A 13790-nucleotide genomic window follows, 5' to 3' on the forward strand; every position below is an offset into this window, starting at 1 on the left:
GTGGCCGAGACCGGGTCCCGTGCCAGGTCCAGTGCAAGGTCCTATGGCGGCTCGCCGACGTTCAAATCGCTGATCTGGCGCATCGTGTTCCTGCACATCCTGGCGGTCGCGGTGGCCGCGCTCTTCCTGCCGCTGGTGCTGTTCTGGCTGCTCAATTCCGAGATCGGCCAGCTGCATCGCGATGCCATGCGCGCGCAGGCCGAAGTGCTGGCGGAGCGCATCGTCGCGCAGCCGGGCGGCCTGTTGACGTTCAATCTGCCCGACAGTCTCAAGGGCCTCTATTCGGAAGCGTATGGCCGCTATCAATACGACATTCGCGATGCCGACGGCCATTTGCTGTTCTCCTCGCACCGGCGCGCCGCTGCCGCCGCACCGCGCGCGTCGGAGAGCATTTCCGGCGCCTCGGTCACCCGGGAGATCGACGGCAAGACAGTGCGGGTCCAGGTCGCCGAGGATCTTGCGCACCGCGACGTCATCATCGACGACATCGTCTCGAACTTCTTCCGGCGCGTCGGTTGGATCACGATTCCGATCCTCCTGGTCCTGCTCGCCACCGACATCATCATCTTTCGCCGTGCGATCGCGCCGCTATGGAGGGCCTCCGAGAAGGCCGCCAATATCGGCCCGGCGCGCACCGACATCCGCCTGCCGACGGAGCAGATTCCGCGCGAGATCCTGCCGCTCGTCACCGCCGTCAACCAGGCGCTCGACCGGCTCGAGGGCGGCTTTCGGGTGCAGCGGCAGTTTACGGCGGACGCCGCGCATCAATTGCGCACGCCGCTCGCGATCCTGCGCACGCGGATCGAGACACTCGACGATCGCGCGGCGCGGCAGGCGCTGCATGCCGACATCGAAACCATGAGCCGCCTCGTTGCCCAGCTGCTGGAGATCGCCGAGCTCGACACCCTGGTGCTGGATCCCGGCGAGACCGCGGATTTGCGCGCCGTCGCCGCCGAGGTGGTCGCCGCGATCGCCCCGTTCGCGATCGCGCAGCACAAGGACATCGCGCTGAAGGGCACCGATGCGCCGGTGCCGATCCACGGCAATGCGGAGATGCTGCAGCGCGCGATCTTCAACCTCGCCGAAAACGCCATCAAGTTCACGGCAAAGGACAGCACCGTCGAAATCGAGGTGGGCGAGGACGGTTCGGTGCGTGTGCGCGATTCCGGTCCGGGGGTCGCGGAGGCTGAACGCGAGCTGATCTTCCAGCGCTTCTGGCGCGCCGACCGCCGCCGCAGCGACGGCGCGGGCCTCGGACTCTCGATCGTGCGCGCGGTGGCGGACGATCACGCCGCTACGGTTGCGGTGGAGAATCTTCCCGGCGGCGGAGCCGAGTTCACGCTACGGTTTCGGTTGGCGGATGCGGCAAAGGCTGTTGAGAACAACTGGCGCGGCAGTGACGCTGCACCCTCTCCCCCTGTGGGAGAGGGCGGCGCGCCGCGTTAGCGGCGAGACGGGTGAGGGGTTCTCTCCGCGAGTCCCACTCTCAATTGACGCGTGGAGAGAACCCCTCATCCGGCGCTTCGCGCCACCTTCTCCCGCAAGGGGAGAAGGAAGAAGGCTCGTCCCGCTACTTCTGCGGCGGACCGAGATCCAGCGGCGGCAGCTCGATCTGCGGCACCTCGATCTTGATGGTGTTGGGATCGATGTTCGATTGCACACCCTTGTAGTGCATCACCATCGCCGGGAAGGCGATGACCAGACCGACCATGATCAGCTGGATGATCACGAAAGGCACCGCGCCCCAATAGATCTGGCCCGTGGTGACGGGTTCCATCCGCTTGCCGGTGATGCGATCGGTGTAGCGATCCTTCGGTGCGACCGAGCGGAGATAGAACAGCGCGAAGCCAAACGGCGGATGCATGAACGAGGTCTGCATGTTGACGCCGAGAATGACGCCGAACCAGATCAGGTCGATGCCGAGATGCTCGGCGGCAGGCCCGAGCAGCGGGATCACGATGAAGGCCAGCTCGAAGAAGTCGAGGAAGAAGGCCAGCACGAACACGAGGGCGTTGACGAAGATCAGGAAGCCGACCTGGCCGCCGGGCAATGAGGTGAGCAGGTGCTCGACCCAGACGTGCCCGTTGACGCCATAGAAGGTCAGCGAGAAGATGCGGGCGCCGACCAGGATGAACACGACGAAAGCCGACAGCTTGGCTGTCGATTCCGTGGCTTGCCGGATCAGGTCCCAGCTGAGCCGGCGCTTCACGGCGCCCAGGATGAGGGCACCGGCCGCGCCCATCGCGCCGCCTTCGGTCGGGGTTGCGATACCGATGAAGATGGTGCCTAGCACGAGGAAGATCAGGAACAGCGGCGGCACCATGACGAAGGTGGTCTGCTGCGCCATCTTGGACAGGAAACGGAAGCCGGTTAGCCTGTCGACGACCCAGTTCACCACGGCGACCGCGAACGCGAAGACGATGCCGTAGAACATGCTGAGCACGACGTAATCGGCGCCATGCGTGCTCGAATTGCGCATCATGAACCATCCGAACACGCAGCTCGCCAGGAACAGCATGCCAAGCGAGACCAGGCCGCGGTCGCCATTGTCTTCGCGGAAACCGATGGCGTCCTTCGGCAGGCCGGGTGCTGCCGCCGGGAAGATCATGCTGACGAGGAAGGCGTAGCCGGCATAGAGGGCCGCGAGCACGAGGCCGGGGATGAAGGCGCCCTCGTACATGTCGCCGACGGACTTGCCGAGCTGGTCGGCCATCACGATCAGAACGAGCGAGGGCGGAATGATCTGGGCGAGCGTGCCGGAGGCGGCGATGACGCCGGCTGCCACGCGGCGGTCATAGCCGTAGCGCAGCATGATCGGCAGCGAGATCAGACCCATCGAGATCACGGAAGCCGCCACCACGCCTGTCGTCGCGGCGAGCAGCGCGCCGACGAAGATCACCGCATAGGCGAGGCCGCCGCGGATGGTGCCGAACAATTGGCCGATGGTGTCGAGCAGGTCCTCGGCCATGCCCGACCGCTCCAGTACCAGTCCCATGAAGGTGAAGAACGGAATGGCGAGCAGCGTGTCGTTGTTCATCACGCCGTAGACGCGCTCCGGGAGGGCCTGGAGGAAGTCGGGGTGGAACTGGCCGAGTTCGACGCCGATCACGGCATAGAACAGGCCGACGGCGCCGAGCGAGAATGCCGCGGGATAGCCAAGCAGCAGCATGACGACCAGCGACACGAACATGATGGGCGCCATATTGGCGATGATGAATGCGGTCATGAATTCCCCCTACACCGTCGCCAACGGCTATTTCTTCTCGATCGCTTCGACGAGATGCTCGACTTCCGCCTCCAGCGCCGACACCTGGGATTCATGCGGGTCCGGGATCAATCCGCGCATCACCGCAATCCGCTTGATCAGCTCGGAGATGCCTTGAACGAGCAGGAACGCGAATGCGATCATGATCAGGGATTTGGCCGGCCATTGCGGCAGTCCGCCGGCGTTGCCGGATTGCTCGTTGATCTGGAAGGAGCGCAGGAAGAACGGCACCCCCGTGACGATCATGACGATGCAGATCGGAAACAGGAAGAATACGTGGCCGACGACGTCGATGATGTTGCGGGCCTTCTTCGGCAGCGCGTTGTTCACGATGTCGATGCGGATGTGCTCGTTGTCGAGCAGGGTCCAGGGGGCACAGAGCAGGAAGACGATGCTGAACAGCACCCATTGCAGCTCGAGCCATGAATTCGAGGAGGTGTCGAACGACTTGCGGATGATGGCGTTGACGGCCGAGATGATCACGGCGAGCACGATCAGCCACGCCACGCGCTTGCCTGTCCAGCGCGTGAACGCGTCAATCCTGCTGCTCAGCTTAAGGAGCGCTTGCAACGATAGGTCCTCCCCCGATTGTGCCCCGGCCGTCTTGACTGCGCCGAGATGGCGCGTGGCTTGTCTCGCCGCGCAGGCATGAGGCCGCCGCACCAAACCAGCGGGCGTGCCGCCAGTCAATCGGAAGTTTGTTGATAGTTAAGGGGAATAAGCCCGTAATCCGCCGGTGTCAGCCGCCGGTGACGCTCATGTGCCTGCTGACGCTCGGACGGTCGTGGCGGCGGTCGATGATGAAATCGTGGCCCTTGGGCTTCAGGCCGATGGCGCGGTCGATCGCATCCGCAAGCAGCATGTCGTCATCGGATGCACGCAGAGGTTTGCGCAAATCCGAGGCATCCTCGTGGCCGAGGCAGGTGTGCAGCGTTCCAGTGCAGGTGATGCGAACCCGGTTGCAGGATTCGCAGAAATTGTGCGTCATCGGCGTGATGAAGCCGAGCTTGCCGCCGGTCTCGGCGACGCTGACATAGCGGGCCGGACCTCCGGTGCTCTCGGCGAGGTCGGTCAGCGTGAATTGCTGGGCAAGGCGCGCACGCACAAGCGACAGCGGCAGATATTGGTCGATGCGGCCCGAGCCGATCTCGCCCATCGGCATGACCTCGATCAGCGTCAGGCCCATGCCCTTGCCGTGGGCCCAGCGCATCAGCTCGGGAAGCTCGTCCTCGTTGAGGTTCTTCAGCGCCACAGCGTTGATCTTGACGGCAAGGCCTGCGGCGCGCGCGGCCTCGATGCCTTCCAGCACCTTGTCGATCTCGCCCCAGCGCGTGATCTCGCGAAACTTCTTGGGGTCGAGCGTGTCGAGCGAGACGTTGATGCGGCGGACGCCGCAATCGGCGAGCTCGCTCGCGTGTTTCGCCAGCTGGGTGCCGTTGGTGGTCAGCGTCAGCTCGTTCAGGGCGCCGCTCGACAGATGCCGCGACAGCGAGCGCACCAGCGTCATCACGTTGCGCCGGACCAGCGGCTCGCCTCCGGTGAGGCGCAGCTTTTTGACACCCTTGGCGATGAAGGCCGAGCAGAGCCGGTCGAGTTCCTCCAGCGTCAACAGGTTCGCCTTGGGCAGGAACGTCATGTCCTCCGACATGCAGTAGAAGCAGCGCAGGTCGCAGCGGTCGGTCACGGACACGCGCAAATAGCTGATGGTCCGCCCGAACGGATCGGTCATCGGGGTCGACAGCGCGGCGGATCCGTTCATGCGAGAGGCCTTGTCACTTATGGCGACGGGCGCACCTTGGCTTCAAGCGGTGCTCGGGACGCAATCTAAGCATCGGACGCGGCGAGGACAATCGGGTGGTATACTTAGCTCAACGCCGGCCGGCGTTCGGATCGGGGAACGGCGAGGCCGCGGCCGGAGTAGCCTGAGGCGGTGCCGCAGCAGGCGTCGCTGCGGTTGGTTTCGGTTTCCTCGGCCGGTGCGGCTTGCGGACCGGTCTGGGCGGCGTTGCGGGCTGCAGTTCCGCAAACACCGGATTCGGGTCCGTGGTCACCGACGCCGGGGTGGTGAAATCCCCAGGATTCTTGATCAGGTTCACCGGGACGCTTGCCGGCTGGTACTTCGGCAGCGCGAACGCGACCGTGAAGGGGCCATCGGGAGCTGGAACCGAGACGGAGCAGGGGGTCTTGCAGCCCGGGCCGAGCGATGTCGTGGCGTCCGCACCCGGAGGATTGGATTCGAGCCGGACCTGGACCGTCGGCGGGGTCGATTTGAACACGTCCGACATCGAGGAGCAGCCGCCAAGGCTGGCCGCTCCCAACAGGCCCGCTCCCGCTAACGCAGCCGAGATGACACGACGCATGACCCATCCACTTCAACTGCGACGAACCGCCACACAAGCCCCGCACCGACCTTAGGAGTGTCGTTTGAGGCAGGCAACCGGCGGGCGGCGCATAGTCAACGAATGGTTAATGCGGGGTCGATTAAAACAACAAGTTATTTCAATATGTTGATGGCGTTATGCGGTCATCAGGCTGCTGGCGGCAGCCGGCAGGTCGCGCATGTGATGGATCAGCCGGTCAGGCTTCAGCTCGGCAATCGGCACGTCCGTGTAGCCGAAGCTGACCCCGATCACCGGCACCCCGGCCCGCCGGGCTACCCCGACATCGGTTCCGGCATCGCCGACCATGATGCTGGCTTTGACCGCGCCGCCGGCCCGCGCCACCGTTTCCCGGAAGATGGTCGGATCGGGCTTCTGGACGCCAAAAGTGTCGGCGCCGCAGATCGCCGCGAAGCGGCGGCTGAGGTCGAGCTGGTCCAGCAGCCGCTTGGAGAGCCATTCCAGCTTGTTGGTGCAGACCGCGAGGCGGTGGCCTTGGGCCGAAAACTGGTCGAGCGCGGCTTCGAGCCCGTCGAAGGGGCGGGATTCGACCGCGATATGATCGGCGTAATAGGCGATGAAATCCGCGGTCATCCGGTCCATGTCGGCGGGGGTGACGGTGCGGCCCTCCGCCTCCAGCCCGCGCTCGATCAGCTTGCGGGCGCCGGCGCCGATCATGTTGCGGGCCGAGGCCATCGGCACCGGCGGCAGCCCTTCGCGGTCGAGCACGTAGTTCAGCGCGGTGATCAGGTCGGGCGCCGTATCCACGAGCGTGCCGTCGAGATCGAAAACGATGGTGTGTGGGGAGGTCATGATCCAAGCGCTACCGGCCCGGTCGCGTCCACGCAAGGGGCGGGCCCATAAGATCACCTTATAGGCCTGTTCCCGCGCGGAAAACGAGGCTACATAGGCCGCCGAAAACGGTCGCTGTCGGCGGCTCACGAATTCAGAGGCGGGCGCAACGTGAACATGGACCAGTTGAAGCGACAGGCTGCCGCCCGCGCGCTCGAGGAGGTGCGGGACGGCATGCAGCTCGGGCTCGGCACCGGCTCGACCGCCAAGCATTTCGTCGAGCTGCTCGGCGAGCGCGTCGCCGCCGGGCTGAAGGTGATCGGCGTGCCGACCTCCGAGGCGACGCGCCTGGACGCGACGCGCTGCGGCGTGCCGCTGACCACGCTCGACGAGATCGACCATCTCGACATCACGGTCGACGGCGCCGACGAGATCGATCCCGCCCTCAACCTGATCAAGGGCGGCGGCGGCGCACTGCTGCGCGAGAAGATCGTGGCGGCGGCCTCGGATCGCATGATCGTGATCGCCGACGACAGCAAATGGGTGCCGACCCTCGGCAAGTTTCCGCTGCCGGTCGAGGTCATCCCGTTCGGCCTCGGTGCGACGCGCCGCGCGATCGAGAAGGCATTTGCCGAATGCGGCGTTTCCGGGCAAATGGCGGTCCGCAACGGCAAGGACGGCCACGTTTTCGTCACCGACGGCGGCCACTGGATCATCGATGCCCAGCTTGGACGGATCGAGGATCCTGCCAGCCTCGCCAAGGCGCTGAGCGCGATCCCCGGCGTCGTCGAGCATGGATTGTTCATCGGCTTGGCCAGCTCTGCCGTTCTGGCGGGTGGCGAGGGAATCCGCGTGATTGAACGGCGCAAGCCGAAAGGAGACTAGGAATGAAGAGCTTTTTGAAATTCTTGCCGGCCGCGACGCTCGCTGCGGGCTTGGCCCTCGCGGCCGTCCCGGCCGTGGCGCAGCAGGCCCAGAAGGCGCCCGCGGCGCCGGCCCAGTCGAAGGCTTCGCCCGGGGCGATTGCGGCCGCCAAGGAGATCCTGCAGATCAAGAACGCCAGCGGGATGTATGCGGGCGCCGTGCCCGGCCTCGTCGAGAAGACCAAGAATGCGCTGATCCAGCAGAACCTCAACTACCAGAAGGACCTCAACGAGATCGCCCCGATCGTGGCCCAGCAGCTCAACGGGCGCCAGAACGAGATCGGCGACGGCATGGCGCAGATCTATGCCAGCGAGTTCACCGAGCAGGAGCTGAAGGACCTCGTCGTCTTCTACAAGTCGCCGCTGGGCAAGAAGCTGCTCGACGCCGAGCCGCGCGCCATCGGGCTCAGCATGAACTTCATCAATTCCTGGGCCCAGACCTTCTCCGAGACCGTGATGGGGGCCTTCCGCGCCGAGATGCGCAAGCGTGGCAAGGAAATCTGACAGATCCTATCTGACAGGGAATTCCTCAAGCGCGTCATCGCGCTTCAGGTTGTTGTTTGAGCATGGTCCTCTCGGAAGACCGCTGCACGCTTTGCGCTGGCGCGGCCCTCCGGGATCGGACCATGAATTAGAGGTCGGAGTGGACAATGGCTGAATTCGACGTCGACCTCTTCGTCATCGGCGGTGGCTCGGGCGGCGTGCGTGCCGCCCGCATCGCGGCCGGTCACGGCGCGCGCGTAACGATCGCGGAGGAGTACCGCATGGGCGGGACCTGCGTGATCCGCGGCTGCGTGCCGAAGAAGCTGTTCGTGATCGGCTCGCACTTCCGGCAGGATTTGGAAGATGCCGCCGGTTTCGGCTGGACCGTTCCGCCCGCGAGCTTCGACTGGGCGACGCTGATCGCCAACAAGGACAAGGAGATCGCGCGGCTGGAGGCGGCCTACACGGCCAATGTCGAGAAATCCGGCGCGCAGATCGTCAAGAGCCGCGCGGTGATCGAGGACAAGCACACCGTCCGTCTGCTTGAGAACGACCGCAAGATCACCGCAAGATACATCCTGATCGCCACCGGCGGCGCGCCCAACCACGGGGCCGCGATCCCCGGCATCGAGCACGTGATCTCCTCCAACGAGGCGTTCCATCTGAAGAAGCTGCCGAAGCGGATCGTGATCCAGGGCGGCGGCTATATCGCGCTGGAATTCGCCGGCATCTTCGCCGGCTTCGGCTCCGACGTCACCGTGGTCTATCGCGGCGACAACATCCTTCGCGGTTTCGACGAGGACGTCCGCGCCCATGTCCGGGCCGAGATGGAGAAGCAGGGCATCACCATCCTCACCGGCTGCACGGTGGCGAAGGTGGATCGCCACGGCGAGGAGTTCACCACGCATCTGTCGAACGGATCGAGCCTCGCCTCCGAGCAGGTGATGTTCGCGATCGGCCGTCATCCGGCGGTGGCCAATCTCGGGCTGGAGAACGCCGGTGTCGCCATCAATCCCGCCAATGGCGGCATCGCGGTCGACCATTTCTCGAAGAGCTCGGTCGACAGCATCTATGCGATCGGCGACGTCACCCATCGCTTCAACCTGACGCCGGTCGCGATCCGCGAGGGCCATGCCTTCGCCGACACCGTGTTCGGCAAGCGCGAGGTCAGGGTCGATCACGCCAACATCCCGACCGCCGTGTTCTCGCAGCCGGAGGTCGGGACGGTGGGGCTGACTGAAACCGAGGCGCGCGCGCAATTCAGCCACGTCGACATCTACAAGACGACGTTCCGCCCGATCAAGGCGACGATGTCGGGCCGCGACACCCGCGTTCTGATGAAGCTCGTGGTCGACGGTGCGACCGATCGCGTGCTCGGCTGCCATATCGTCGGCGATGCCGCCGCCGAGATCACGCAAGCCGTCGCGATCGCGGTGAAGATGAAGGCGACCAAGGCCGATTTCGACGCGACCATCGCGCTGCATCCGACCGCGGCCGAGGAGCTCGTCACCATGCGCACGCCGACCGCGCGGCACGTGCGCCAGGCGGCGGAGTAGGCTCGGCCGCTCAGCCGTACAGATACCCGACCGGCTTGCCTTCGGTGCGCAGCGGACGGATATCACTGTGGGTGATGATCTGACCGGCAAGGCCGTCGATCTCGTCACGCTGCGCAGGCGTCCAGCTGCGCAGCTCGTTCATGCCCTTGAGCAGGCCGAGGCGGAGCAACTGGGTATTTTCGCCGAGGCCGACGAGGCTGATCGAATCCTTGCCCGCCGTCACGACGTCGCCGGCGGCAAGCTCGAAGGTCTCGCCGGCTCTCTTCCTGAATTCGGCTGAGCCGCGAATGACGCGGTAGATCACGACCTCGCCCTTCGCAAAGCAGGTCGCATCGGCGGCGATCGACGTGCTCTTCGGCAGTAGCGACTGGCCGCGCGGATCGGTTGCGATGATGTGGCCGGTGACGAGACGGCCACTCGGGCCTTCGATGCCGATATCGCGCAGATAAACCGGCATGGCCGATTTGACGGAACCATCGGTGAGCGGCTTGAACAGCGCATCCAGCGCCAGCGGATCCTGCAGCCAGAAGCCGGCATCGGCCGGCCGGTTGTGAAGCTTGTGGCTCCAGGCCACGCGCGGCGTCTCGGCCTCGTTGATCTGGTCCGGACCCACGATGGTCGGATTCGGAAAGGTGGTGGGATCGGTGATGAAGGCTTCGAGGAATTTGCCCGAATAGCCCATCGAGATCGGGTCGGGCACCACTGTCTGGGGCGTCTTCAGGTTCTCTTCGGTCGACAGGCCCGACCAGGTGTAGAACAACTGGCGATGCACGATCGCGCTTTGCAGCATCACCGCGCCAGGGCCGACATTATAGAAACGCCCGTCATAGTCGAAGGTGAACGCGCCTGAGGTGACCAGCACGAGCTGAAAGCCGCCGGGCGGAAGATGCAGATGGAAATCGGTGGGACCGGTGTCGGGACGGTAGATCGGCAGATTGGTCGCGACTTCGTGCAGCAGAAAGGTTTCGTTGTTGGCGTGAAAGCCTTCGTTGGCGCGATTGTAGAGCGCTTGCGGACGATACGTCGCCTCGAACTTCGCATTCCGGTCGCGATCGATTGCGACGAAGTCCTGCATGTTGAGACGAAGCGGCGCGCCATTCGGATGAGTCAGGCCGATCGTCTTGAGATCGCCCGCAGCATGCACGTTCATGACGTTCTCCGCTCTGCGCCGTTGCTTCGCTCGCAACGTCATTGCGAATTTTGGGCCAGTCGGTTGACGAAGCGTCAAGCGAGCCCGGCGCGGCGATGCGGGCGTGCTTGTGCAGAAGAAAATTCGATGGTTGCACGGGACGTTAGATCGATGGCTGGGTCTGATTGTCAGGCGCCGGTGCGAGGGGCGCGTGCTTCCGGGGCGCGACGGCAGCTGTCTAATTTGTCAGCAAGCTTCGCCAGTGCGTGCAGCGCGTCGGGGAAAGCGCGTGCGCTGCGGGCCTTGGGATGAGCGAAAACGTCGCGACTGGCCAAGCGGCGATTGACAGATTGTTCATGTTTTGTTCTTATGCTGTCACCGAGATGGAGGCAGCCATGGACAACCGTATCAGCGAGATTCGCAGAACCATCAGGGCGCTTCGCGTCAGCATGCGCGAAGCCGAGGCGATCATGCACGAGCAGATCAACCGCGACGAGGATTGCAGCTTCGTGGCGCAGGAGGTCATCAAGATGCGCGCGGTCATGAGCCTGCTCGCGAAGGAGCGGATCGCGCTCGGCGATCACGAGCCGATCCTCGTGAACAATTTCTTCATCCCGCGGCGGCGGCCGGCGCGAAAGCCGGTCGCGGCGCTTTCCTCCGCCGCCGAATCCGTGTTCCGTCCGCGCCTGGTGGCGCGGGCCTGACGCGGAGGGCGCCTCAATCGAAGGCGCGGGGCGCGGCCCGATCCGGCTTGCCGGCCGGGCTGTCCGCCCACTTTGCCATCTCCATGGTCCGCGCATCGACGCCCTCGCACCACAAGCAGCTCGGCCGCGCGCGGTCGTTCTCGGACAGGATCGGAACCAGGCTGTGGCCGCAACCGGTGCACCAGGTGATGTCAGTCATGCATTCCCCCACGGCCTACCAAATTCAGAAATGACGTTCTCGTTCGCAAAGCTTGCGCGGCCGCTACGACGGCGCAGGAGCGCTGCGTTGGACAGGCGCGCTCGTCCCGGACAGGGTAGATGTAGCGATCCATCGTGACACGGCTGTGATGTCGTCGCCGTTGTCGCGATAGGCGCGAAGCTGGAATTCGGCCGAGCTGCCGCGGTCCACGATGACGCGGCAATGCTCGATCTCGGCGGTGCAGCCGAGTGCGTCCGCGTCCTCGGCGGTGGCGTCGATGATTCGGGAGAGCATCTCCGAAATCGTGACCGGTCCTTCCCGGGAGGCGAAGATGCAATCGGTCCCGTAGCGCTGGGCGCGCCATTTATTCTCCACCGCGATGGCGCGGTCGACCGCCGTGACCTCCTTCGACAAATGAGGCCGCAGATAGAGGTGACGCGTCAGGCAGCGATAGAGCGAGGCGATGGCAACGGCATCGTCGACGAAGGTGCAGGTGTCGGGCGCACGCAGCTCGAGCGTCGGGTGCCGCATCGAAGGACGCATCGCCCACCAGATGTGGCTCTCGTCGGGGATGACGCCGGAGCGCTGCAAGGCGCCGACATATTCGTCGTAATCCCGCCGGCTCTCGAACAGTTCGGGCAGGCCGGTGCGGGGCAGCTCGGAATAGGCCGCGAGGCGGTAGCCCTTCAGCCCGGTCTTGTGCGAAGCCCAGAACGGCGAGGATGCCGACAGCGCGATGAACAGCGGCAGGTGCGGCAGCATCGCCCGCATCACCGCCATGCGCTTCTCGGGATCCGGCAACTGAACATGCACATGCATGCCGCACATCATGTTGCGATGGCCGATGCTGCGCAGATCCTCGATCATCTCCTCATAGCGCGGTTTCGGGCTCGGCTGCGACATGCGCCACACCGCCGTCGGATGCGTGCCGCAGGCCATGATCACGAAGCCATATTGCGCGGCGACGTTCGCGACTTCGCGCCGCAGGAAGCGCAGCTCCTCGCGGGCGTCGTTGACGTCGACGTGAACGTTGGTGGCGACCTCAAGCTGGGATTGCAGCATCTCGCGCATGGCCTGGCCGCCGGTCGACCAGTTCGCCGATTCGAACAGCTCGTTGGGAGTCTGGATCGCGACTTCGAGGCTGCGGCGGTCGGCCAGGAAATACTCCTCCTCGATGCCGAAGGAATAGTCGGTGGCCTTGCCGCGTCCGCCGGCGGAACGGATGACGACGTGCTGCTTGTCGTCGGAAGAATCGAGACGCAGCAGTTTCAAAACGTCGGAAGCGATTGACATTTAGCCCACCCGGCAAAGGAACTATCTGCGGGCGATAATCCTTTTGACCGGAACCGGTTCCGCATCGCTCTCACCGGAAATTGCAAGCTCGAACGGAACAATCTTTGCGCTCTCGGATGCACGCGCGATCAAGGCGTGATTGGGAGGCACCTCGATCCAATCCGATTCTTTGTCGAACGGCTCGGAGACGACGATGACCTCGCCGCCGTCCTCGCGGAAATAGAGCGTGTTCGCGGCGTCGTTGACCGCGACACGGAAGGCGTAGAGGTCCCTGCCGTTGGCGATCGCACTGGTGAAGCGCAGCCGTTCGCGCAAGTGGCCTTCATTGACGAGACCGACGAGCGCTTGCAGCACCCGCCGCGTCGCCTCGAGCGGATCGCTGTCGAGGCCGGCGCCCATCATCGCCAGGAACACGGCTTCGGAGTCGGTCGTGCCCAGCCGCGACGGGTAATAGTCGTTGGGAATGAGCGCCTCGACCTTGCGCCGCAGCCGATTCCAGCTTCCGACGAATCCGTTGTGCATGAACATCCAGTGCCCGCAGGCAAAGGGATGGCAATTCTGCCGCGTCACCGCCGTGCCGGTGGCGGCGCGCACATGGGCAAAGAACAAATGCGAGCGCAGATGCCGGCAGAGGTAGCGCAAATTTTCGTCCGACCACGCCGGGCGCGTCTCGCGATAGAGGCCCGGCTCAGGATGCTCGCCGTACCAGCCGAGACCAAAGCCGTCGCCGTTCGAGCCCGCCGTCGATTGCAGCGAGCGGATGCTCTGCGCGACCAGGGAATGCTCGGGTTCGGTAACATAAGGCTCGAACGACGTCGTCTCGCCCCGGTATGCGATCCAGCGGCACATGCGTGTATCCTGTCGGGAGATGCCGTGATGTGCGGTAACTCATTGGCTCGCATGATAGTTCCTGACCGCTGGCGAGCTGCCCGCCGGGTTCTGCCAGTGCATACGGCCGCAGGACGAGCGTCCCGGTCACTGACAAGTTGTGGTAGCCACGGCGTTATTGCCAAAGAGAAAGGGCCAGCGTGGAGCTGACCCCCTCTGCAGCACTGTAACGGTCAAGAA

Annotated in this window: 14 protein-coding genes; 5 read left to right on the forward strand and 9 right to left on the reverse strand. The window is 64.6% G+C overall.

The annotated features are described in order from the left end of the window. On the forward strand, positions 1-1446 hold the full coding sequence (locus tag WI560_RS11165; protein WP_375308038.1) for a sensor histidine kinase: 1446 nt from the start codon (positions 1-3) through the stop codon (positions 1444-1446). A gap of 124 nt (positions 1447-1570) precedes the next feature. Here the strand turns inward: WI560_RS11165 and WI560_RS11170 are convergent, their stop codons facing one another. The 5 genes from WI560_RS11170 to WI560_RS11190 form a co-directional block, all read right to left on the reverse strand. After that, positions 1571-3226, reverse strand: a complete 1656-nt coding sequence (locus tag WI560_RS11170) for a TRAP transporter large permease subunit (protein ID WP_375308039.1) — start codon at positions 3224-3226, stop codon at positions 1571-1573. 27 nt (positions 3227-3253) lie between these two features. Further along, complete coding sequence (locus tag WI560_RS11175) at positions 3254-3835, reverse strand: TRAP transporter small permease subunit (protein ID WP_375308040.1); 582 nt, start codon at positions 3833-3835, stop codon at positions 3254-3256. A 169-nt stretch (positions 3836-4004) separates the two neighbouring features. After that, entirely contained in the window at positions 4005-5024 is a 1020-nt protein-coding gene (moaA, locus tag WI560_RS11180; RefSeq protein WP_375308041.1) for a GTP 3',8-cyclase MoaA, read from the reverse strand. 109 nt (positions 5025-5133) lie between these two features. Beyond that, a complete protein-coding gene (locus WI560_RS11185; RefSeq protein ID WP_375308042.1) occupies positions 5134-5625 on the reverse strand; it encodes a hypothetical protein in 492 nt (163 codons plus the stop codon). A gap of 156 nt (positions 5626-5781) precedes the next feature. After that, positions 5782-6456, reverse strand: coding sequence for an HAD family hydrolase (locus WI560_RS11190; RefSeq protein ID WP_257193985.1), 675 nt, complete (start codon positions 6454-6456; stop codon positions 5782-5784). A 150-nt stretch (positions 6457-6606) separates the two neighbouring features. Here WI560_RS11190 and rpiA point away from each other — a divergent pair, with 150 nt between their 5' ends. The 3 genes from rpiA (at position 6607) to gor (ending at position 9397) form a co-directional block, all read left to right on the forward strand. After that, positions 6607-7320, forward strand: a complete 714-nt coding sequence (gene rpiA, locus WI560_RS11195; protein WP_257177745.1) for a ribose-5-phosphate isomerase RpiA — start codon at positions 6607-6609, stop codon at positions 7318-7320. A 2-nt stretch (positions 7321-7322) separates the two neighbouring features. After that, a complete protein-coding gene (locus WI560_RS11200; RefSeq protein WP_257177746.1) occupies positions 7323-7862 on the forward strand; it encodes a DUF2059 domain-containing protein in 540 nt (179 codons plus the stop codon). Between the two features lie 146 nt (positions 7863-8008). Continuing rightward, entirely contained in the window at positions 8009-9397 is a 1389-nt protein-coding gene (gene gor / locus WI560_RS11205; RefSeq protein ID WP_375308043.1) for a glutathione-disulfide reductase, read from the forward strand. Positions 9398-9407: 10 nt separating this feature from the next. Here the strand turns inward: gor and WI560_RS11210 are convergent, their stop codons facing one another. Beyond that, positions 9408-10547: a hypothetical protein gene (locus WI560_RS11210; RefSeq protein WP_375308044.1), complete on the reverse strand. Its 1140-nt coding sequence runs from the start codon at positions 10545-10547 to the stop codon at positions 9408-9410. A gap of 374 nt (positions 10548-10921) precedes the next feature. Here WI560_RS11210 and WI560_RS11215 point away from each other — a divergent pair, with 374 nt between their 5' ends. Next, on the forward strand, positions 10922-11230 hold the full coding sequence (locus WI560_RS11215; protein WP_375308045.1) for a hypothetical protein: 309 nt from the start codon (positions 10922-10924) through the stop codon (positions 11228-11230). 13 nt (positions 11231-11243) lie between these two features. Here the strand turns inward: WI560_RS11215 and WI560_RS11220 are convergent, their stop codons facing one another. From WI560_RS11220 to WI560_RS11230, 3 genes are all read right to left on the reverse strand, one after another. Beyond that, entirely contained in the window at positions 11244-11429 is a 186-nt protein-coding gene (locus WI560_RS11220) for a hypothetical protein (protein WP_028135649.1), read from the reverse strand. A gap of 63 nt (positions 11430-11492) precedes the next feature. Then, a complete protein-coding gene (locus WI560_RS11225) occupies positions 11493-12722 on the reverse strand; it encodes a carboxylate-amine ligase (protein WP_375308046.1) in 1230 nt (409 codons plus the stop codon). A gap of 21 nt (positions 12723-12743) precedes the next feature. Further along, complete coding sequence (locus WI560_RS11230) at positions 12744-13571, reverse strand: class II glutamine amidotransferase (protein WP_375308047.1); 828 nt, start codon at positions 13569-13571, stop codon at positions 12744-12746. Positions 13572-13790: the final 219 nt, after the last annotated feature.

Origin of the sequence: Bradyrhizobium sp. A11 (assembly GCF_042077125.1) — a bacterium.
GTDB classification, from domain to species: Bacteria; Pseudomonadota; Alphaproteobacteria; order Rhizobiales; family Xanthobacteraceae; genus Bradyrhizobium; species Bradyrhizobium japonicum_B.

What these genes read in the sequence shown, in the direction of transcription:
- WI560_RS11200 (WP_257177746.1), top strand. Translation starts at nt 7,323, where the DNA reads ATGAAGAGCTTTTTGAAATTCTTGCCGGCCGCGACGCTCGCTGCGGGC.
- WI560_RS11220 (WP_028135649.1), bottom strand. Translation starts at nt 11,429, where the DNA reads ATGACTGACATCACCTGGTGCACCGGTTGCGGCCACAGCCTGGTTCCG.
- WI560_RS11210 (WP_375308044.1), bottom strand. Translation starts at nt 10,547, where the DNA reads ATGAACGTGCATGCTGCGGGCGATCTCAAGACGATCGGCCTGACTCAT.
- WI560_RS11185 (WP_375308042.1), bottom strand. Translation starts at nt 5,625, where the DNA reads ATGCGTCGTGTCATCTCGGCTGCGTTAGCGGGAGCGGGCCTGTTGGGA.
- WI560_RS11230 (WP_375308047.1), bottom strand. Translation starts at nt 13,571, where the DNA reads ATGTGCCGCTGGATCGCATACCGGGGCGAGACGACGTCGTTCGAGCCT.
- gor (WP_375308043.1), top strand. Translation starts at nt 8,009, where the DNA reads ATGGCTGAATTCGACGTCGACCTCTTCGTCATCGGCGGTGGCTCGGGC.
- WI560_RS11190 (WP_257193985.1), bottom strand. Translation starts at nt 6,456, where the DNA reads ATGACCTCCCCACACACCATCGTTTTCGATCTCGACGGCACGCTCGTG.
- WI560_RS11225 (WP_375308046.1), bottom strand. Translation starts at nt 12,722, where the DNA reads ATGTCAATCGCTTCCGACGTTTTGAAACTGCTGCGTCTCGATTCTTCC.
- WI560_RS11170 (WP_375308039.1), bottom strand. Translation starts at nt 3,226, where the DNA reads ATGACCGCATTCATCATCGCCAATATGGCGCCCATCATGTTCGTGTCG.
- WI560_RS11215 (WP_375308045.1), top strand. Translation starts at nt 10,922, where the DNA reads ATGGACAACCGTATCAGCGAGATTCGCAGAACCATCAGGGCGCTTCGC.
- moaA (WP_375308041.1), bottom strand. Translation starts at nt 5,024, where the DNA reads ATGAACGGATCCGCCGCGCTGTCGACCCCGATGACCGATCCGTTCGGG.